The sequence below is a fragment of the Sorangium sp. So ce119 genome (genome assembly GCF_051524405.1).
In the GTDB taxonomy this organism is placed as follows: domain Bacteria; phylum Myxococcota_A; class Polyangia; order Polyangiales; family Polyangiaceae; genus Sorangium; species Sorangium cellulosum_G.
This window is the reverse complement of the sequence record NZ_CP150310.1, coordinates 5,276,881-5,297,160: the sequence shown is the minus strand read 5'-3', so window position 1 is coordinate 5,297,160 and position 20,280 is coordinate 5,276,881. Positions and strand designations below refer to the sequence as shown.

Sequence of the window (20,280 nt, the reverse complement as noted above, 5' to 3'; positions counted from 1 at the left end):
TCGCGCGCTCAGCGCTTGCCCTGCAGGTAGGCGAGGTACGCGTCGTGGTTCGGCGGGCGTCCGAGGAAGCGGGCGACGAGATCTCCTGCTTCGACGCCGCCCCCCTTGGCGAGCACCTCGTCGCGGAAGGCCCGCGCGACCGCGGGGTTCAGCAGGCCCTCCTGCTGGAAGCGGGTGAGCACGTCGCGCGAGAGCGAGAGCGCCCACTGGTAGCCGTAGTACCCCGCGTCGTACGTGATGAGGTGCCCGAAGCTCGACTGCAGGTGCGTCCCCTTCACGAAGGCGAACGACTCGTTCGCGCGCTGCGCTCGCTCGACGACCACGGTCGTGTCGAAGCCCGGGTCGCGCGCGTGGAGCTCCAGATCGATCGACGCGAGGGTGAGCTGCCGCTGCGTCGCGAGCGCTCGCCCGAAGCCCCGCGCGCGCGTCATGGCCTGGAACAGATCGTCCGGGATCTTCTCGCCGGTCGTGTGGTGCTTCGCGAACAGATCGAGCACGTCGCGCGACCACGCCCACTCCTCGAACATCTGGCTCGGCGCCTCCACGAAATCGCGCACGGTCGCCGTCCCCGAGTAGGAGGCGAGCTCCGAGCGGGTCAGCAGGTGGTGCAGCACGTGCCCGAACTCGTGGAAGAACGTCACCACGTCCTCGTGGGACATGAGCGCCGGCTGCGCCCCCGGCTTCGGGAAGTTGCACTCGAGCGCCGCGATCGGGGTCTGCCACGACCCGTCGTCGAGCAGCTTCGCCGTACGCACCGAGAACATCGCCGCGTGCTTGTACTTGTCGGGCCTGCTGTAGAGGTCGAGGTAGAACTTTCCGATCACCTTGCCGTCGGAGCGCACCTCGTACGCGGTCACGTCGGGGTGCCAGGCGTTCGCGGGGACCTCCCTGTACTCCAGGCCGTACATCCGCGCGGTGATGTCCATGAGCCCCTGCTTCACCGCGCCGATCTCGAGGTAGTCCGAGAGCGCCTGCGAGTTGAACTGGTACCTGGACGCGCGGACCCTGTCTTCGAGGAAGTAGCGCTCCGAGGGCGGTAGCTTGTCGCGCAGCTTGCCCCCGAGCCGCGCGTGCTCCTTCATGAGCTCGGCGAACTCGGCCTTGGCGGGCTCCTTCAGCGCGGCCCGGACCTGGTCGAGGAAGCCGCGCACGGCGCCGCTCGTCTTCGCCATCCGCGGCTCGATGGCGTAGTCGGCCCAGCTCTTGTAGCCGAGCATCTTCGCCTTCTCCGAGCGGAGCGCGAGCAGGCGCTCGAGCAGCTTCACGTTCTTCTCGCCGCCGCGGTTCGTGAACAGCACGTAAAGGTCGAGCGCGGCCTTGCGGTCCTTCGCGTAGGTCACGAACGGGAAGAAGTCGGGGTAGTCGGTGGTGATCTCGACCTTGCCGTTCGCCTTGGGCGGGTGCTTCGCCACGTACTCCTTGGGCAATCCGTCGAGCGAGGCGGGCGCGATCTCGATCGAGCCGAGCGACGCGGACAGGTTCGACATGAACTCCTGTCCGATCCGGGTGATCTGCTCGTTCACGTCGCGGAGGCGTTGCTGCCGGTCTTTCGGCAGCGACAGCCCGTTGCGGCGGAAGTCGCGCAGCACGTCGGAGAGGAGCCGGGCCCGCTCCCCCTGGAGCGTCTCGCGCGTCTCGCTCTTCTCGGCGTACGCCTTGATGACGCCGGCGAGATCGGCGTCCAGCCACATCGCGGTCGTGAACCTGTCCACCTTCGGCTCGCAGAGCCTGGCGGCCTCTCGCACGGCGGCGTCCGGGTGCGCGACCCCCATCAGGTAGGGGAAGTCGCCCGCGCTGTTCACCTCGAGCGCCGCGCCGTCGAACCGCCCGAGCGTCGCGGCGTACGTGAGCTTCTCCGGCGGCGCCTCCTTGAGCGCCCTGATCGCGTCGAGGTGCGCCTCTGCCGCGCGCAGGCGGTCATCGCAGAGCTGCTTCACCCCGTCCACGGTGATCCCCAGCGCCACGGGGTCGAACTCGGCGCGCGCCGGCGCCTCGGGCGGCGCCGTCGTCGCCGCGGGCGAGGTCGTCCCCGGCGCCGCGCTGCCAGGCCCGGGCGGCGAGGGCACCACGGCGGTCCGTGGACCGGCGCTGCAGGCGACGAGCAGGAGGATCGAGAGGAGCGCGCCGCGCGCGGGCGAGTTACCGGCCTTCATGCGGTCCGGCTATATCATGGGTGGTCGGCGGGCTCGGCGCGCCGCCGGTGGAACCGGCGGGGCGGGCTGAAGCAGACCGCCGGCGGTGCGTAGGCCGGGGCGCGGCGGCGCCGGCTCCGGAAGGGAGCGCGGCGCCGCGAGCGTCGGAGCCTCAGTTGGCGCCCGGGATGAAGCCAAAGACGCAGTCGTAGCTGCGGCTCGTCACGTCGGCGGCGGGCGTGCCGGCCGACACCAGGGCGATCAACCGGCTCTCCGCGGGGCTCGCCGGGAGATCGACCCCCACGATCTCCAGGTCCGCCGTCTCGCTCTCGGTGGCCGTGTAGTCGCTGCCGATCTCCGTGCCATCGCCGTTCAGCAGCGTCACCGTGAACTCCCGCAGCCCGGAGCCGTGGCGCTGCGCTCCGCAGAACGCGGATACCTTCCAGGTCTCGTCCGCGCCCTCGGGCACCGGGAGCGCATAATGGTCGGCGTCCGGGGTGACCCCCTCAGAAAGCTCGCCGTCCACGGTGTAGACGAGTCCGCCCCCGCCGAGCTCGAAGGAGTACAGTTCGCCCTCCGGCGTCGTGGCGAGGTTGTTGGTCAAGTCCTCGGCCTCGCGACCGGAGATATCCAATCGATTGTGAAGGAGGACATAGAAGTCGTTCGCCCCCACCTCTCCCTGCGGGCGCTTGACGAAGACCAGGTACTCGGCCTCCTCGCCGGCCTTGACGGGAACCTCGATGCTGCCGCCCTTCGACGGGTCGATCTTCGCGTAAGGGGTGGTCAGATCCGCCGCGTCGAACACGGTGATCTCACTGACGTCCACCGTCGAGCCGCTGCCATCGGCTCCGGGCGGGGCCGAGAGGACGAACGTCGCCTTGAGCCCGTGCTCGGAGGCTGGCGTCTCCGGCAGCGTGAACGAGTAGACGTCGACGTCCGTCGCGCTCTCGAAATCGCCGATCAGGAACGTCGTGTAGTATCCGGTGTCGTCGTCCAGCGCCTCGTAGTGGAGCGGCAGGGCCTGCGCTTCCTCGTCGTTCGGCTCCTTGTCCTCGATGAGGCTGTCGTCGTCCGCGGCGGCGGGGTCGAGCGACGAGATGCCGATTGCGTAATCGAAATTCTCGATCTCGTCAGCGGGCGCGCAGCTGCTCGCGCCCAGCGCGGACGTGCACTCCTCGACGAGGAGGTAGTAGTCGCCGTCAGCGGGCAGGACGGTGATCAGCCGGCTGTCGTTGCCGCCCTGAGGCGGATCGTCGTTCCGGGCGATCTGCTCGCCTTGCGCGTCGAGCAGCGAGACGACCAGATCGGGATACCTCGGGTCGGTCTCGTCGGCTTCCGGCTTCGCATCGGTCAGGATGTACAGGACCTGCCCCTTGGTCCCGGTGAAGCGGTAGAAGTCCTGGTCTGCGTCGACCGGATCGAGCGTCTCCTGCACCGCGTCGGCGTCGATCTCGATCGACTCGGCCGTCTCGATGCTGTCGTTCTGATCCCCTTCCTCGCCTCCGGTACCCGTGGTGACGCTGCTACTCGTCGAGCTCGACGTCGTGGAGCTCGTGGCTCCTCCTGCTCCTCCGGTACCGCCCTCGCCACCGACGCCGTCGTCATCGCCGCCGCATCCCGCGGCGGTCGCCGCGATCGTGCCGAGCACGAAGCAACCCAGGACATAAATCGATCTCATGGCACCTCCAGCGTCTGCTGTTCTACAGCAGTGTCTGCTGTGTTCTTGTAGGAATAGTGCACCTACACTGCAGACGGCCCCACGTGCCATGAAAGCGCAAGGTTTCGTCGGTCGGAACTCTGGAGCATCGGAAAGGATGAATGCTGTTCCACAACCGCATCTCGTGGCCATGGAAACGGGCTGTAGAGTCCGGTGAGCAGCGCCTGAATTGATGATCGTTCCAGGCCTGACGGCCTAAGGAGATTCCCAGTCTTGACTCGCGAGTTCAACGATGCCGGCGCACCATGGCTGTTGCGGATGGCTCCGCGGCTCGATCCCTCGCCAGCGCTGCGCGCTCCCCTCCTGGCGTCCGGTCGCGCCGCCGACGCGCGGTCGCCCTGCTGCTCGCCGCTCGCCGCCGGCTCCGCAGCGTGCTCCGATGGCGGCCGGAGCTTCCCCGCCATGCATCGTCCCGCGCTCTTCTTCGCCCTGCTGTTCTCCTCCTTCGCCGCCGGTTGCGCGGGCAGCGACCCCTGCGAGGTCGTCTGCGCCAAGAACGCCGAGTGCCAGCCCGATGGCCCGGGGAAAGAGACCTGCACCGCCCTGTGCGTGGAGCTGTCCGACCGCGCGTCCTATGCGGACGCGATCGAACACCAGGCCGCGTGCTACGAGGAGGAGGACTGGGCCTGCGATGCGCTCGCGAGCGGCGCCTGCGACTACTCGCCCGAGGATTGATCGGCGAGGCGCTCCGCCCCGCTGACGCGCGCCGCGCGTCCTACTCCGCTGTCATGAACGGGTAGGCGACCGCGCGCGCCGGGGCGAACGTCTCCTTCACGACCCGCGGCGATACCCAGCGGAGCAGGTTGAACAGGCTGCCCGCCTTGTCGTTCGTGCCGGAGGCGCGCGCGCCGCCGAACGGCTGCTGCCCGACGACGGCGCCCGTGGGCTTGTCGTTGATGTAGAAGTTGCCCGCGGCGAAGCGGAGCGCGTCGCTCGCCCTCTCGATGAACGCCCGGTCCCGCGCGAACACCGCGCCGGTGAGGCCGTACGGCGACGTCTCGTCGCAGAGCGCGAGCGCGGTTGCCTCCTCGCCGTCGGGGTAGATCCAGGCCGTCAGCACCGGCCCGAACAGCTCGTCCGTCATCAGCGCGTGGCGCGGGTCCGTGGTCTCGACGAGCGTCGGTTCGACGAACCAGCCGTCGCTGCCGTCGTGCGCGCGCGCGCCGCCACCGCACACGAGCGAGCACGCTGGATCCTTCTTCGCCGCGGCGATCCGCTCGGTGAGCCGCGCGTGCGCGCGCCCGTCGATCACCGCGCCCATGAAGTTGCGGAAGTCGGCGACGTCGCCCATGCGGATCGCCTGGACGTGGCCGACGATCCGGTCCTTGAGGGCCGGCCAGAGCGAGCGGGGGATGTACGCGCGCGACGCGGCCGAGCACTTCTGCCCCTGGTACTCGTACGCCCCCCGGACGAGCGCCACCGCGAGCGCGTCGACGTCGGCGCTCGCGTGCGCGAAGACGAAGTCCTTGCCGCCGGTCTCGCCCACGATGCGCGGGTAGCTGCGGTAGCGCCCGATGTTCTCCCCGATGCGGCGCCAGATCGACTGGAAGACCGCGGTCGATCCGGTGAAGTGGATGCCGGCGAAGTCAGGGTGGTCGAGGCAGGGGTTCGAGACGAGCTCGGGCGGACCCATGACGAGGTTGATGACGCCGGGCGGGAGCCCCGCCTCGATCAGGAGCTCCATCACGAAATGCGCCGAGTAAAGCGCGTTCGCCGACGGCTTCCAGACCACGGTGTTGCCCATCAACGCCGGGGCCGCGCTCAGGTTGCCCGCGATGGCGGTGAAGTTGAACGGCGTCGCCGCGAAGACGAAGCCCTCGAGCGGGCGAGGCTCGGCGAAGTTCCAGTTGCCGGGCGCGCTCGACGGCTGCTCTGAAGCGATCCGGTGGGCGAAGTGGACGTTGTAGCGGAAGAAATCGATGAGCTCGCACGCCGAGTCGATCTCCGCCTGGTACGCCGTCTTGCTCTGCCCGAGCATCGTCGCCGCGTTGAGCAGGGGGCGGTATCTGGTCGCGAGCAGCTCGGCCGCCTTGAGGAACACCGCGGCGCGCGCCGTCCATGGCGTCCTCGACCAGGCGGGGTGCGCACGCCTGGCGGCCTCGATCGCGCGCGCAACGTGCTCGGCGCCGCCCTGGTGGGCGCGGGCGAGCAGCAGATCGCGCCGGTGCGGCGCGCGGACCTCGTCGAGCGCGCCGGTCCGGACCGCCTCGCCGCCGATGACCATCGGGATCTCGATCGTCTCCCGCGCCCTGCGATCGAGCTCGGCCTTGAGGGCCGCGCGCTCCGGGCTGCCAGGGGCGTACGCGAGGACGGGCTCGTTCTGGGGGATCGGGGGCGCGGTGATGGCGTCGATCATGACGCGAGTCTAGCGGGGGAGCCGCGGGCGCGCAGCGCTCCGGCGCCGCCGCGCGTCGTCATCGACCGTCGCGGCGTGAGCCGGATGGCCGTGCAGGCGAGCGCTCGCCGCATTTCACGGATGCCATGTTTCAGGAGTCGCCTGCCTTGGGCAGCGTCCGCGCCGCCGCTACGATCGCGGGATGCGCGAGCTCCACACGCCGCCCGATGCGATCCTCGACCCGATCACGGGAGCGGCGCGCGTCGGCTCCTACCGGGGCGATCTCCCTCGCGTCGATCTGACGCCGCTGGCGCTGCGGAGGCGCGACCGGCTGCTCAAGCACAAGCGGTGGACCTACGTGGCGATCGTGTCGGACGAGGTCTTCATCGCCGCCGCGGTCGTGCACCTCGGCTACCTCGCGAACGCGTTCGGCGTCGTCTTCGACAAGGTGGGCCGGAGGCTGCTCGTGGACCGCTCGACGTTCGGCCCCCCCTTCGCGGCGAGCGTGGGCGACGTGGGCGGCGAGGGCAGCTCCGCGCGCGCGTGGATGCCGCGCGGGCGCGTGCGGATCGAGCGCCCGCGCGGCGAGGCGAGGATCACGGTCGCCGCCGCGTTTCGTGGCATCGATCTGCGCGCGCGGCTCGACACCAGCGCGGCGCCGCCGGCGATCTCTGTCGTCGCGCAGACGCCGGGCGGCGTGCTGATCGCGACCGAGAAGCGGCAGCTCCTCCGCGTCGAAGGCGAGGCGTCGGTGCTCGGCCGCAGGATCTCGCTCGACGGCGCGCTCGCCAGCTACGACTACACGAGCGGGCTCTTGCCGCGCCGCACGACGTGGCGCTGGGCGCTCGCGATGGGGCGCGCGCAGAGCGGCGAGCGCGTCGGGCTGAACCTGGGCGAAGGGTTCGTCGGCGACGCCGAGTGCGCGCTCTGGGTCGAGGGCGATCTCATCCCGCTCGCCGAGGGCCGGTTCACCTTCGACCCGGCGCGGCCGCTCGACCCGTGGCACGTCCGGACCGCGGACGGCTCCGTGGATCTCCGGTTCGTCCCCGGCGCGGCGCACTCGAACCACACGAACCTCGGCTGGCTCACGTCCGAGTTCCTGCAGCCGATCTGCCTCTGTTCGGGCACTGTCCGCCTCCCGAGCGGGAGGGTCCTCGAGCTCCGGGACGTCTCCGGCGTCACCGAGGACCAGGCCATCTCCTGGTGACCCCGGAGGTCCGGTCCCCTCAGCCGCCGCGGCGCTCGGCGATGAGCGTGTCGAGGTCGTCCTCGGTGATGAGCTTCGTGCCGTACTTGCGCGCCTTCACCGCCTTGCTCGACGCGGACGCCACGTCGGCGAGGACGAGGTAGTTGAGCTCCTTCGTGACGCTGTTCAGCACCCGGCCGCCGTTCGACTCGACGAGGTGCGTGAGCTCGCCGCGGGGGCGCGCCGCCGCGCCGGTGAAGCAGAACGTGAGGCCCGCGAGCGGACCTTCCGCCTCGGGGGCGACCGGGACGATGCCGCCGGCGATCAGCCGCGCGATCTCGTCGCTGCGGGCGCGCAGGCCGCGGACGATGCTCGCGGCCTTGATCGCGCCGAGCCCCGGGATGCCGGCGAGCTCGTCCTCGCCAGCGGCGAGCAGCTTCTCGATCGTGGTGTACCCGGCCGACACGAGGAGCCGCGCGGTCTGGATCGCGAACCCCTCGATGCCGAGCGCCGCGAGGAAGACCGGCAGGGTGAGCGGGAGCCGGCTCCGGAGCTGATCGAGGCACTTCGTGGCGCTCTTCTCGCCGCGGCGATCGAGCTCGGCGATGTCCTTGACCGTGAGCTTGTAGAGGTCGAGCGGCTCTCGCACGAGGCCCGCCGCCACCACCTGCTCGATCAGCTTGTCGCCCCACTCGAGCGCGCCGATGGCGTCGATCCAGTTGTGGATGCGCCCCTCGATGAGGGCGCGGCACCCGGCGTTCCGGCAGAGGAGGTACTCTCCCTCGACGACGAGCGGCGCGCTGCAGACCGGGCAGGTCGACGGAGGCACCGCGACAGGTCCGCGCTTCTCGACGACCTCCTCGACGTACGGGATGACGTCGTTGCGGCGCGAGACGAGCACCTCGTCGCCCACGCCGATGCCGAGGCTCCGCACGTTGGCCGCGTTGTGCAGCGAGGCGCGCCGGACGTTGGCGCCGGCGAGCTCCACCGGCTCGACGATCGCCACCGGGGTGACGCGCCCGCTCGGACCGGTGTCCCACTGGATCGCCACGACCGTCGTCACCTTGGCGGGCGAGGCGAACTTGAACGCGACCGCGCCGCGAGGCCGCCGGTTGACGTCGCCGAGCAGGCCCTGGAGGTGGAGCGAATTCACGTAGACGACGAGCCCGTCGATCTCGTAGTCGAGGCCCGCGCGGAGCTCGCTCGAGTAGCGCCGGTAGAGCTTCACGACGTCCTCGACGCTGCCGTGGGCGGTCTGCGGCGTCGCGAAGCCGAGATCGCGCAGCCAGGAGAAGCGCGCCTGGCACGTCGGGATCTCGAGGTGCTCGGCGACGTCGTAGAAGAGCACGGTGCAGTGCTCTGCCCCCTGGCCGTCGAACCGCTTGGCCGCGCCCGCGGCCATGTTGCGCGGGCTGGTGACGCCGGGGAAATAGCGCTTCATGTCCGAGAGGCGGAGGATGATCTCGCCGCGCACGGACAGCCGGCCCTTCTCCCGGATCCTCGAGGGAACCCCCTTCATCCTCGCGACGTTCGCGGTGATCCGCTCGCCCCACTCGCCGTCGCCTCGGGTGATGGCGTCGACGAGCTTGCCGCCCTTGTAGATGACCTCGATGGAGATGCCGTCGAGCTTCTCCGCCACGAAGAGATCGTTCGCGACGCTCGCGACGGCGGGGTCCGCCGGCTGCCCGCCTTCGCCGCCCGCGCCGTGCCCGTCCTTGACGAGGATCTCGTCGCAGCGGGCGACCCAGCCCTTGAGCTCGTCCTCGGAGACGACCTTGTTGAGCGAGCCCATCGGGATCTCGTGCCGCGCCTTCTCCCACTCGGTGATCAGCGAGGCCGAGCCGACCCGCGCGAGCACCGGGTGCGCGGGATCGAGGGCGCGGAGCTCGTCCTCGAGCGCGTCGAACGCCGCGTCCGAGATCTCGGGGTGCCCGGCGTAGTAGCTCGCCCTGTACTTCTCGATGCGCTCGGCGAGCTCGTCGATCCTCGCCTTGTGCTTCGGATCGGTCGTGAGCCCGCCCTGCAGCGCGCTCCGCGCGCCGGTCTCGTCGTGATGTGCCTGCGTCATCGCTTGCCTCGGCTCACTCGAGCTCCGTGTCGCCGGCGCGCCGGGCGGCGGCGAGGAGATCCCCCATGCCCATCGCGAGCTCGGCCGGGAGCTCGTCTTCCCGGAAGAGCCTGACCTCGCGGATCTCGAGCGGGTTCTGCGGAGGGCGCGTCGGCGCGCCGATCCGGGCCGTGACGACGACCGTCACGGCGTGGAACCGGATGTCGCGATCGGGGCGCGAGTACACGCCCACGACCCGCCCGACCTCGACCTCGGTGACGCCAGCCTCCTCCGCGAGCTCCCGGACCACGGTGTCGCGGAGCGTCTCGCCCCACTCCAGGGTCCCTCCCGGGAGCGCCCATGTGCCGGTGTCGCTGCGGCGGATGAGCAGCCACCGGCCGTCTGCGGTCTGCGCGGCGGCGGCGATGCCGACGACGGGTCGTCGGAGCAGCGCGCGCGCGATCTCCTTGGCCAGGGCGAGCACGGAGCGCGGTAACAACGAGAGGGGAGCGATTTTCATGAGAATTTTCGTGATCTGTCGGCAAAGCATAGAAGCGATCGGCGGCCGCCGGGAGAGGGTTCCGCTCGACCTTGATCGTTCGTGCAAACGGCCGGGAGCCGCGTGGCTCGAGGCTCGGCCCGGGGGGAGAGGCAGGCTACGCTCGTCCCATCATGTCATTCGTGCCGAGGGCGACGCGCGCTCCTGTCAGGTGGTACCGACGCGCTGTCCTCTGCGTCGTGGCGGCGTGGGGCGCGGTCCTCGCGGTCGCGTCGCTCGCGAGCTGTACCGAGGAGCGGCTCCCGCCCCCGCGCCCCCATGCCGGCTCGTCCACCAGCGTTGGAGCGGCGGGGGGCGCGCCGCCCGACGCCGGCATCGACGAGGGGCCTGGCCCGGAGAACCTCTGCGAGTGCGTCGCGGCGTACGGCGGTGAAGCCGGGCGCTGCGGTGACTGCTTCAACGAGCACGCCGCCCGCGGCGCGCGCTGCGAGGCACAGCTCTCGGCGTGCGACGGGGAGCCCGGGTGCAGGCAGATCAGCCTGTGCCTCGACGAATGCGGTCGCGACAAGGCTTGCCAGGCGGCGTGCGTGTTCCCTGAGGACGCGGGCGCCGCCCAGCGCGCATTCCAGCAGGTGCTCGCCTGCGTGTGCGTCGCGTGCGGCGCGAGGTGCGCGTACCACAGCGCGCCGCTCGAGTGCGCGGAGCCTGGCCTCGATCTCGACGGCGGCGATGGGACCGCCGGCGCAGGCGGGGCCGGTGGGGCTGCGGGCTCGGGCGGGGCTGCGGGCGCGGGCGGGGCTGCGGGTGCGGGCGGAACCGCGGGCGCGAGCGGGTCCTCGGGCGGAACCGCAGGGACCGGCGGAGCGCCGGGCTCGGGCGGGGCTGCGGGCGCAGACGGAACCGCGGGCGGGGCCGCGGCCGCGGCCGGAGGTCGCAGAACCCGGTGAGCGCCGCGAGCTCCTCGGCGCGCGGTCCACTCCGGTCGTTCGTGCGGTAGGCTTGCCGCATGCAGAAACCGGTCATCTGGGCGGCCCTCCAGCTCACCAGCCAGGAGAACGTGAGCGAGAACCTGGCGCGGGTGGAGGCGCGTGTCGCAGAGGCGGCGCGCCGTGGGGCGACGACGGTCGTGCTGCCCGAGAACTTCGCGTACATGGGCAGCGAGGAGGGGAAGCGCAACATCGCGGAGGACCTCGACGCCGGCGGCGGCCCGATCGCGCAGCGGCTCGCCGACGCAGCGCGATCCGCCCGCGTGACGATCGTGGCCGGCGGTTTCCCCGAGCGCGCGCACGACCCGGCGCGGCCGTACAACACCTGCGCGGTCTTCGCCCCCGACGGCCGGCTCACCGCCCGCTACCGGAAGATCCACCTCTTCGACGTCGAGATCGCCGACGGGACGAAGTACCGCGAGTCCGCGTCGACGACCGCCGGCGAGGGCCCGGTCGTCACCGAGATCGACGGCGTGAAGCTCGGGCTGTCGATCTGCTACGACGTCCGGTTCCCGGAGCTCTACCGCGCGCTCTCGTCGGCGGGCGCAGAGGCCATCGTCGTCCCCGCTGCATTCACGCTGCTCACCGGCAAGGACCACTGGATGGTCCTGCTCCGCGCGCGGGCCATCGAGGCCCAGGCCTACGTGGTGGCCGCGGCGCAGTGGGGCAAGCACCCCGGCGGGCGAGCGACGTTCGGGAAGTCGTGCGTGATCGATCCGTGGGGCGAGGTGATCGCCCAGGCCTCCGAAGGGGAGGGGATCGCGATGGCGATGCTCGATCCCGCCTATCTCGATCGGGTCAGGGCGAACCTACCCTCGCTTAAGCACAGGCGACTCTGATCTCGATGTCATGGGGGCAGGGAATTTGTCCCCGCCTCGTGGGGGGGTTGCGGCGCCGACGCATCGCACGACCGGCGCCTCTTGTCAGATCACTCGGCCGAGGCGTCGCTCGCCTCCGCCTCGCCGGCCGGGGGCAGCGCGCCGCCGCGCTTGGACAGGAGCGCCCGGAGCTCCGCAGGCCTGCGGAAGCCGATGCGACGGGCGACCTCCCCCTCGGTGAGCCCATCGCGTAACAGCGCACGGGCGCGCTCCGCGCGCACCTCGTCGTAATAGACGTGCGGCGATAGCCCGAAGGCGGCGCGGAAGAGCCGAGCGAAGTGAAACTCGGACAGATCGAGATCCAGTGCGACCTCGTAGGAACGGATCCTCTGGCCCGCTTCCGCGGCGCTGCGGATGCGGTCGCGGCCGAGGAGGAGCCGCTCCGAGGTGCTGCGCGGGAGCGGGGTTGCCGGGCGCGGCGGCGGCGTGGAGCGCGAGACCGCGGTCGCTGCGGCGCGCTCGCGCGGCGGCAGCACGCCGTAGCTCGGCGCTGCGGCGCGAGGCGCCGCGAGCGACGTGGGCCGCACGGCCGGCGCGCCGCCGGCGATCGCGGTCGGAACGGCCGGGACCGACAGGGCGCGTGCGGCCGGCGTGTTGTGGGACGAGGAGGGTGCGATCGGAGTCGAGATGGGAAGCGCAGTCGTCACGAGTACCTCTCCAGGTGAAAGGGCGGTGTGCCGCGGTCATCGCGGCCACCGGTGGGGCGTATTGCAACCGGTAGGCCGCAAGCGGACGCAGCGCTTCTGGCTCACGTGATCCGGCATCCCGCACCACAAAACCCTGGGATTCCTCGTCAACCTGCTCGCGATGTCATAGAGGGTGTGGCCTGCCGTTCACGCGACACAGACGCCCGGGATCACTTGTGCCTGGCACAGCGTGCCTCGCGCACGGCGCACGCCGTCGAGAGGGCGTGTCACCAGGCCTCCTCGCGGCGTTGTCGATGATGTCAGGTGATGAATGAACGCCCGCGGCTCGGCATCCAATGCGGCGAGCGCGCGGCGTGTCTCAACGATCTCGGGATCGAGGCGTCGAGGATCAGACGTCGATCTCGGCGTTCGGCGCGCGCTCCATGATGAAGCGGAAGCGCGCCTGAGCGTCCTTGCCCATCAGCTCGTTCAGGATGCGATCGGTCTCGATCTCTCCCTCGATCACGATGCGCAGCGCGCGCCGGCGGCGGATGTCGAGCGTCGTCGCCTTGAGGTCCTCCGCGGGCATCTCGCCCAACCCTTTGAACCTGGAAATGTCCGCCTTGGCTGTCTTCGGGAGCTTCGCGAGGATCCGGTCGCGCTCTGCGTCGTCCAGCGCCCAGTGCGTCTCCTTGCCCACGTCGATCCGGTAGAGCGGCGGCTGCGCGAGGAACACGTGGCCGCCGCGGAGCAGGCCGGGCAGGTGCCGGTAGAAGAACGTCAGCAGCAGCGTCGCGATGTGCTGGCCGTCGCTGTCGGCGTCCATGAGTAGAAAAATCCTGCCGTAGCGCAGCTTGGAGGCGTCGAAGTCATTTCCGAAGCCGCAGCCCAGCGCGCTCACGATGTCCTGGAGCTCCTTGTTGCCGAGCACCTTCGAGGTCGAGGCCTGCTCCGCGTTGAGCACCTTGCCGCGCAGCGGGAGGATCGCCTGGGTCCGGCGATCCCGCCCCTGCTTGGCGGAGCCGCCGGCGCTGTCTCCCTCGACGATGAAGAGCTCGCTCTCGCTGGGATCGGTCGAGGCGCAGTCGGCGAGCTTGCCCGGCAGGTTGAGCCGGTGCGACACGGGCGTCTTGCGCAGGACCTGCTGGGTGGCCTCGCGCCGCGCCTCCCTCGCGCGCGCCGCCAGGATCGCGCGGGCCACGATCGACTCGCCCGCCGTGCCGTTGTGGAGCAGCCACTGCTCGAGCGCGGGCCGGACCATGCCCTCGACCGCCGGACCTGCCTCCGGGTTGTTGAGTCGATCCTTCGTCTGCCCCTGGAACTGGGGCTCCTGGATGTAGATGGACAGGACGCCCACGATCCCCTCGCGGATGTCGTCAGCCGTCAGCGTCACCCCCTTCGGCTGGATCTTCTTCGCGTCCATGAAGGCGCGGACCGCCTTCACGATCGCGGCGCCAAAGCCGGACTCGTGCGAGCCGCCCGCGTGGGTGGGGATGCCGTTGACGTACGACTTCACGTAGTCGTCGGTCGACTCGGTCCACTGGAGCGCGGCCTCGAGCCGGATCTCGCCCTCGCGCGCGACGTAGAAGATGGACGGGTGCGTCACCGCCTTGCCGCGCTGGGCGACCATCTTGGGGAGGAAGTCCGCGATGCCGTTCGGGTGGAGGAGCTCGATCGACTCGCCGGACGAGAGATCGCGGAACGCGATCGCGAGCCCGCCGTGCAGGTACGCCTTCGCCTCCAGGCGCTCACGGATGGTCTCGGGGTCGAACTTCCGGCCCTGCCCGAAGATCTCCGGGTCCGGCCGGAAGTGGATGCTCGTGCCGTGCTTGCGGGTGGGCGCGCCCTTCTTGAGCTTGCTGATGGGCGCGCCGCGCGAGAACGTCTGCTGGTGCTCGAACCCGTCGCGCAGCACGCGGACCTCGACGAGCTCGGAGAGCGCGTTCACCACGCTCGAGCCGACGCCGTGGAGCCCGCCCGAGACCTTGTAGTTGTCGCTCCCGAACTTCCCGCCCGCGTGCAGCGTGCAGAGGATGAGCTCGAGCGCGGGGCGCTTGTACCGGGGGTGGACGTCCACGGGCATGCCGCGCCCGTCGTCGGTCACGGTCACCCCCTGAAGGTCGGCGTCGAGCGTCACCTCGATCCGCTTCGCGTGGCCGTTGATCGCCTCGTCGACGGCGTTGTCGACGATCTCCCAGAGCAGGTGGTGGTAGCCCCTGACATCGGTGCCGCCGATGTACATGGCGGGGCGCTTGCGGACGGGCTCGAGGCCCTCGAGCACCTCGATGTCGGCAGCCGTGTAACGTGCGCCGGACGCGGCGCGGACCGGGGGATTCGTGGCGGCCATGTCAGCTCACCTCCAGCGTCGGTACGACGACGGCCGGCGGCACCACGCGGGCGAAGCGGTCGCGTCGCGCGACCGGCTCGCCCTGGGTTCCGCGCGGGCCGGCGATCTTGTTCGCGGCGATCTCGAGCGCCTTGCCCTTCTCCGTCTCGACCGTGATCGTGTCGCGCGGGCCGAGGGCGAGCGCGGCGCCGACGAGGCGCTCGCCCTCGGCGACCCGCATCACGACCGAGCCCTTGCCCGGGCCGGAGAGCAGCGCGAGCTCCTCCACGGCCACGCTGAGCGCCCACGCGTCGCTCGAGGCGCAGAGCACCCTGTCGGCGCCGTCCACGGCGTGGACGAAGAGCACCTCGTCGCCCTCGTTCAGCTTGGCGAAGCGGCGCCCGGAGCGCGTCGAGGGATCGCGGTGCGGGCGCAGCGAGAACCGGAAGCCCAGGCCCCCGCGCGTGATCGCGAGCGCGAAGGGCGGCTCCGGCTCGGCGGCGTCCGGGGTCGCCGCCGGCACGTCGAGCGCCCGCGGATCGAAGGAGAGCATCGCGATCAGCCGCTCGCCGTCGGCCAGCTTGAACAGCTTCTGCACGGGGTCGCCGTAGCCGGTCGACTGCGGGACGTCGTGGATGCGGCACACGTAGCAGGCGCCGAGGTTCGAGAAGAACGCGACGGTCGACCGCGTCGAGCCGGCGACGGCCGCGAGCACGCTGTCGCCCTCGCGGACGCGCGTCGAGGAGAGATCCCTCACCTCGCGGACGCGCTTCACCCAGCCCTGCGCCGAGAGGATGACGTTCGCGTCCTCGGCCACGATGAAGTCCTCGGCCTGGTACTCGGGCTCGTCGATCGAGCCGACCACCTTGGTGCGGCGCTTCTCGCCGTAGGAGCCCTTGATCTCGATGAGCTCGTCGCGGACGATCCCCCAGCGCTTCGCGTCGCTCTTGAGCAGCCCGTCGATCCGCTTCGCCTCGGCGCGCTTCTCGGCGAGGTCCTTCTGCACGAGCAGGATCTCGAGCCGCGCCAGCCGGTAGAGCTTGAGCTCGAGGATCGCGTCCGTCTGCTCCTCGTTCAGGGTGAAGCGCTTGATCAGCTTCTCGGCCGCGTCCGCCTTGCCCTCGCTCTTGCGGATGATCCGGATCACCTCGTCGAGGGCGTCGAAGATCTTCTCGAAGCCCTCGAGGATCGTGATCCGCCGCCTCAGCTCGCCGAGCTGGAACTCGAGCCGCCGCGTCACGGTCGCGTAGCGGAAGTCGAGGAACTTCGTCAGGATCTCGTGCAGGCCGAGCCGCCGCGGCGCGGCGACCTCCGCGTTGTCAGTGGGCACGAGGCAGGTGAGGTTCACCTGCACGTTGATCGCGAGCGGCGTCTGTTTGTAGAGGTACGCCATCACGAGCTGCGCGTCGGCGCCGCGCTTGAGCTCCATCACGATGCGCACCTCGCCCGTGGACTCGTCGCGCACGTCCACGAGCGTCGGCAGCTTCTTCGAGATGATCACCTCGGCGATCTTCTCGACGATCGCCTTCCGCTCGACCCCGTACGGGATCGAGGTGATCACGATCTGCGGCGCGGCGCCGCGCTTGCCGTCGCCCTCTTCCAGCTTCCACTCGCCGCGGAGCTTCAGCGAGCCCTGGCCGGACGTGTAGACGACCTCGAGCTCCTTCTTCGTCGCGTGGAGCTGGCCGCCGGTCGGGAAGTCGGGCCCCTTCACATACGACAGCAGCTTCTGCGTCGTGAGCTCGCGGCTCTCGATCAGCGCGACGCACGCGTCGATCACCTCGCCGAGGTTGTGCGGCGGGATGCTCGTCGCCATCCCGACCGCGATCCCCTGCGAGCCGTTCACGAGGAGGTTGGGGAAGCGCGACGGCAGGACGATCGGCTCGAAGCGCGTCCCGTCGTAGTTGGGCCGGAAATCCACGGTGCGCTGGCCGAGCTCGCCGAGCAGCTCCAGCGCGAGGGGGCGGAGCTTCGCCTCCGTGTAGCGCATGGCCGCCGGCGCATCGCCGTCCACGGATCCGAAGTTCCCGTGGCCCGCGATGAGCGGCGCCCGCATCACGAAGTCCTGCGCGAGCCGGACCATCGCGTCGTAGATCGCGACGTCGCCGTGCGGGTGGTACTTGCCCATCACGTCGCCGACGACCGCGGCGCTCTTCCGGAACTTCGCGTCCGGCCCGAGGTGCAGGTCGTGCAGCATCGCGTAGAGGATGCGGCGCTGCACCGGCTTCAGCCCATCGCGCACGTCGGGGAGCGCGCGCGACGTGATGACGCTGAGCGCGTAGTTCAGGTACCGGCGCTGCGCTTCGTCGGCGAGCGAGGTGTCGGGCGCCGGGGGCGGCGGCGGCTCGTCGTCGCCGGGCCGGCCACCGCGGCGGCCCCTGCGGGGCGCCTCACCGTCGGGCGGAAGGGAGGGGGTTCGAGACACGCGTTACTCCAGGGAGTTCGCGGGCACCGGTTGAGCAGTGCTCCGATGTTCAGGTGAACGCTGGCGAGCCTCGGCAATTACCCAGGGCCTCGCGCTCGGTCAAGGCTACCTCGCGGGAATTTCTGGCGGCGAGTGCTCGCCTGCGCTCGTTCGGGCCCTGGCATAGCGTCAGATGGCCCGGAGATCGACCCGAACGCCGGGTTCGCAGCGCGACCCGTCGGCCACGCCCTGTTTTCACCGTCCGCCCTTGAGACTCACGGCGCACTGGGCTACGGGGTGGCGCCTTGTACGCGACAGGCACCCGTCCAATGCTTCGCCTCCCCGGCCGCTGGCTGCGGCTCGTCTGGCTCGGCCTCTTCCTGGTGTTCGTTGCGGCAGTGGCTCTACCGCCCCGGCTCGCGGCAGCGCAGGCGCCCGGAGGTGCTCCGGGTGCCCAGCCGCCCGGGGGTGGCGCCACGCCGTCTCCCGCTCCGGCCGGCGTCGCTGCGCCGCCGGATCCGGCCAGCCCGGCCGGGGGCGCGCAGCCCGGCGCCGCCGGTACACCTGTGCAGGGCGCCGCCGACGCCGCCGAACCGACGATCGACCTGGCGCCCACCGAGGCCGAGCTCGCCCGCGGGCAGCCGGTCGTCCAGGTCACCGTCGCCGGCAACCGGCGGGTCTCGACGGAGGACGTGCTCGTCTACCTGGGGCAGACGCGGGTCGGCAGGCCGTTCACCCCGGAGGGGCTGGCGCGCGACGTACGCGAGCTCTGGGACTCCGGCCTGTTCGATGACGTCGAGGTCGACCTCACCCGCCGCGACGACGGCGTGAGCCTGCGCGTGCTCGTCCGCGAGCGGCCGAGCATCAAGGCCATCGAGTTCTCCGGCAACAACGAGATCAACAGCGAGGATCTCACCGAGGCGCTCTCGGTCGAGGTCAAGCCGGGCACGATCCTGAGCTACGCGGCGATCCGGCGCGGCGTGCAGAAGCTCCGCGACAAGTACGCCGAGGAGGGCTACTTCCTCGCGGAGGTCAGCTACGAGGTCAAGCCCGAGCGGGAGAACCAGGTCACCCTCAAGTTCACGATCAAGGAGCACGCGCCGGTCACGGTCCGGCGCATCACCTTCATCGGCAACCACAGCATCCCGGACGAGGAGCTCCGGGAGGTGATGATCACGGGGCAGGGGGGCTTCTTCGCCTTCGGCACCGGCGGCCCGTTCCGCCAGGACGCGTTCGAGCGCGACGTGCTCGTGATCAACGCGCTCTACTACGATCGCGGCTTCCTGGCGGTGCAGGTCGCGACGCCCAGGGTGATGCTCACGCCGGACCGCACCGGCATCGAGGTCACGCTGACGATCAACGAGGGGCCGCGGTTCCGCATCCGCTCGCTCCGCGTGTACGAGCGTGACGCGGACGGCCGCGAGATCGAGCCGCTCGGCGGGCGCCGGGCGCTGCGCGAGATGGTGCGGGCCAAGTCGGGGGACTGGTTCAACCGCGCCGAGCTGGCCAAGGATCTCAGCGCGATCCAGACGCTGTACCGCGACGCCGGCTACGCCAACGTCGAGGCGTCGCCTGACACCCAGCTCGACCCCGACCGTCGTGAGGTCGACATCACCGTCGGCATCCGCAGAAACCAGCTCGTTTATTTCGGGCGCATCGAGATCCGCGGCAACACGAAGACGCGGGACAAGGTGATCCGCCGCGAGATGGAGGTGGAGGAGCGGAAGCTGTTCAGCGAGACGAAGCTGGAGCGCTCGAAGCAGCGGATCACCGCGCTCGGCTACTTCGAGCGGGTCGACATCTCCACCGAGCAGGGCGAGGACGCCCAGCACATCAACGTCAACGTCGACATCGGCGAGAAGCCGACGGGCACCTTCCAGATCGGCGCCGGCTTCTCGAGCGTCGAGAGCTTCATCGCGACGGCGCAGGTCCAGCAGGCGAACCTGCTCGGAAGCGGCCAGTCGCTCTCCCTGCAGGCGCAGATCTCGGGGCTGCGGCGGCTCATCGACCTCCGCTTCTTCGAGCCGTACCTGCTCGACAGCCCGTTCTCCGCGGCGGTGAGCGTCTACAACCAGCTACGGGCCTACAAGGAGTTCTCGCAGACCTCCACGGGCGGCTCGCTCACGCTCGGATACCCGCTCATCGAGCCGGAGCTCCGCGCGCAGCTCACCTACACGCTGGAGAAGGACGAGATCTCGTCGTCCACGACGACCGGCCTCGGCACGGCGGACGCGCGGTCCACGTTCCAGCGGCTCCCGCTCTACAACCTCTTCAACGACGGGATCACGTCCAGCATCCGCCCTGCGCTCACCTACGACACGCGCAACAACCAGCTCTTCCCGACGTCCGGCATTTACCTGCAGGGCTCGGTGGAGCTCGCGCACAGCGCGTTCGGCAGCCAGAACGAGTTCCTGCGGTACCGCGCCACGGGGCGGTTCTACTACCCCATCACGGACAGCCTGGTCCTCAAGCTGAACACCGAGGCCGGCATGGTGACGAGCCCCAACCCGGAGGGCGTGCCGATCTTCGCCCGCTTCTTCCTGGGCGGTATCCTCGACGTGCGCGGCTTCGAGATCCGGGACATCGGTCCGCGGCTGCCGCTGCGCGACTCCCTGGATCCGAACTCTGCGCCGATCGCGAACGGCGCGAACATCGGCGGCAACCTGATGTACTACCAGAACCTCGAGCTGGAGTTCCCGCTCATCGAGGCCGTGCAGATCAAGGGCGTCGTCTTCACCGACCTGGGCAACGCCTGGAACCTCGAGAAGCTCTACTGCAACGCCGCCCCTGCCTCGCCGAACGACGTCACGAACCCGTGCTTCTCGCTCCAGCGCCTCCTCGACGTCCGCACGTCGTGGGGGTTCGGGCTCCGGTGGTTCTCGCCGCTCGGACCGCTGCGCTTCGAGTGGGGCTTCCCGTTCAAGCGGCTGTCCTATGAAGAGACGTACAAGTTCGAGTTCAACATCGGAAACTTCTTCTGAGCCGCCGCCCTGCGGGGCAGCAGGGAACCCGGGGAGGTGGGACCAGGGGGCGAGCCGCTGGCGCGCCGCCCCGACCTGCCGGGGGCTGCCGGGCGGCCCCTGCCCCGGAGCGTCCTGGCTGGCGTGAGGCGGCGTTGGGCGGGGCGCGCGGGCGCTGACAGGG

The 20,280-nt window shown here is 70.6% G+C and carries 13 protein-coding genes; 5 read left to right on the top strand and 8 right to left on the bottom strand.

Going from position 1 to position 20,280, the window contains the following annotated elements:
• Positions 1-8 precede the first annotated feature (8 nt).
• Together WME76_RS19860 and WME76_RS19855 are read right to left on the bottom strand one after the other, a co-directional pair.
• The gene (locus WME76_RS19860) at positions 9-2,153 is read right to left on the bottom strand and encodes a M3 family metallopeptidase (RefSeq protein ID WP_437961646.1); all 2,145 of its coding nucleotides are present in this window, start codon (positions 2,151-2,153) and stop codon (positions 9-11) included.
• A 151-nt stretch (positions 2,154-2,304) separates the two neighbouring features.
• Entirely contained in the window at positions 2,305-3,810 is a 1,506-nt protein-coding gene (locus WME76_RS19855) for a pre-peptidase C-terminal domain-containing protein (protein ID WP_437961645.1), read from the bottom strand.
• 441 nt (positions 3,811-4,251) lie between these two features.
• Here WME76_RS19855 and WME76_RS19850 point away from each other — a divergent pair, with 441 nt between their 5' ends.
• A complete protein-coding gene (locus tag WME76_RS19850; protein ID WP_437961644.1) occupies positions 4,252-4,524 on the top strand; it encodes a hypothetical protein in 273 nt (90 codons plus the stop codon).
• A gap of 40 nt (positions 4,525-4,564) precedes the next feature.
• Here the strand turns inward: WME76_RS19850 and pruA are convergent, their stop codons facing one another.
• Positions 4,565-6,205: an L-glutamate gamma-semialdehyde dehydrogenase gene (gene pruA / locus WME76_RS19845; RefSeq protein WP_437961643.1), complete on the bottom strand. Its 1,641-nt coding sequence runs from the start codon at positions 6,203-6,205 to the stop codon at positions 4,565-4,567.
• Between the two features lie 181 nt (positions 6,206-6,386).
• Between pruA and WME76_RS19840 the strand changes: the two genes are divergently transcribed.
• Positions 6,387-7,391, top strand: coding sequence for a DUF2804 domain-containing protein (locus WME76_RS19840; RefSeq protein WP_437961642.1), 1,005 nt, complete (start codon positions 6,387-6,389; stop codon positions 7,389-7,391).
• A 19-nt stretch (positions 7,392-7,410) separates the two neighbouring features.
• Here the strand turns inward: WME76_RS19840 and ligA are convergent, their stop codons facing one another.
• Together ligA and WME76_RS19830 are read right to left on the bottom strand one after the other, a co-directional pair.
• A complete protein-coding gene (gene ligA, locus WME76_RS19835; protein WP_437961641.1) occupies positions 7,411-9,438 on the bottom strand; it encodes an NAD-dependent DNA ligase LigA in 2,028 nt (675 codons plus the stop codon).
• A 13-nt stretch (positions 9,439-9,451) separates the two neighbouring features.
• Positions 9,452-9,901, bottom strand: a complete 450-nt coding sequence (locus tag WME76_RS19830; protein WP_437961640.1) for an NUDIX hydrolase — start codon at positions 9,899-9,901, stop codon at positions 9,452-9,454.
• A 188-nt stretch (positions 9,902-10,089) separates the two neighbouring features.
• Between WME76_RS19830 and WME76_RS19825 the strand changes: the two genes are divergently transcribed.
• Positions 10,090-10,863 (top strand): hypothetical protein, encoded by a 774-nt coding sequence (locus WME76_RS19825; protein WP_437961639.1) that lies wholly within the window; start codon positions 10,090-10,092, stop codon positions 10,861-10,863.
• Between the two features lie 59 nt (positions 10,864-10,922).
• On the top strand, positions 10,923-11,741 hold the full coding sequence (locus tag WME76_RS19820) for a carbon-nitrogen hydrolase family protein (RefSeq protein WP_437961638.1): 819 nt from the start codon (positions 10,923-10,925) through the stop codon (positions 11,739-11,741).
• 89 nt (positions 11,742-11,830) lie between these two features.
• On the opposite strand, the gene WME76_RS19815 is transcribed toward WME76_RS19820, so the two are convergent.
• The 3 genes from WME76_RS19815 to WME76_RS19805 form a co-directional block, all read right to left on the bottom strand.
• A complete protein-coding gene (locus tag WME76_RS19815) occupies positions 11,831-12,427 on the bottom strand; it encodes a helix-turn-helix domain-containing protein (RefSeq protein ID WP_433926024.1) in 597 nt (198 codons plus the stop codon).
• Between the two features lie 388 nt (positions 12,428-12,815).
• On the bottom strand, positions 12,816-14,753 hold the full coding sequence (locus WME76_RS19810) for a DNA gyrase/topoisomerase IV subunit B (protein WP_437961637.1): 1,938 nt from the start codon (positions 14,751-14,753) through the stop codon (positions 12,816-12,818).
• A gap of 1 nt (position 14,754) precedes the next feature.
• Positions 14,755-17,157 carry a DNA gyrase/topoisomerase IV subunit A gene (locus WME76_RS19805; RefSeq protein ID WP_437961636.1) on the bottom strand — a complete coding sequence of 801 codons (2,403 nt, stop codon included), beginning with the start codon at positions 17,155-17,157 and terminating at the stop codon, positions 14,755-14,757.
• Between the two features lie 308 nt (positions 17,158-17,465).
• On the opposite strand from WME76_RS19805, the gene bamA reads away from it, so the two are divergent.
• The gene (gene bamA, locus WME76_RS19800; RefSeq protein WP_437961635.1) at positions 17,466-20,117 is read left to right on the top strand and encodes an outer membrane protein assembly factor BamA; all 2,652 of its coding nucleotides are present in this window, start codon (positions 17,466-17,468) and stop codon (positions 20,115-20,117) included.
• Positions 20,118-20,280: the final 163 nt, after the last annotated feature.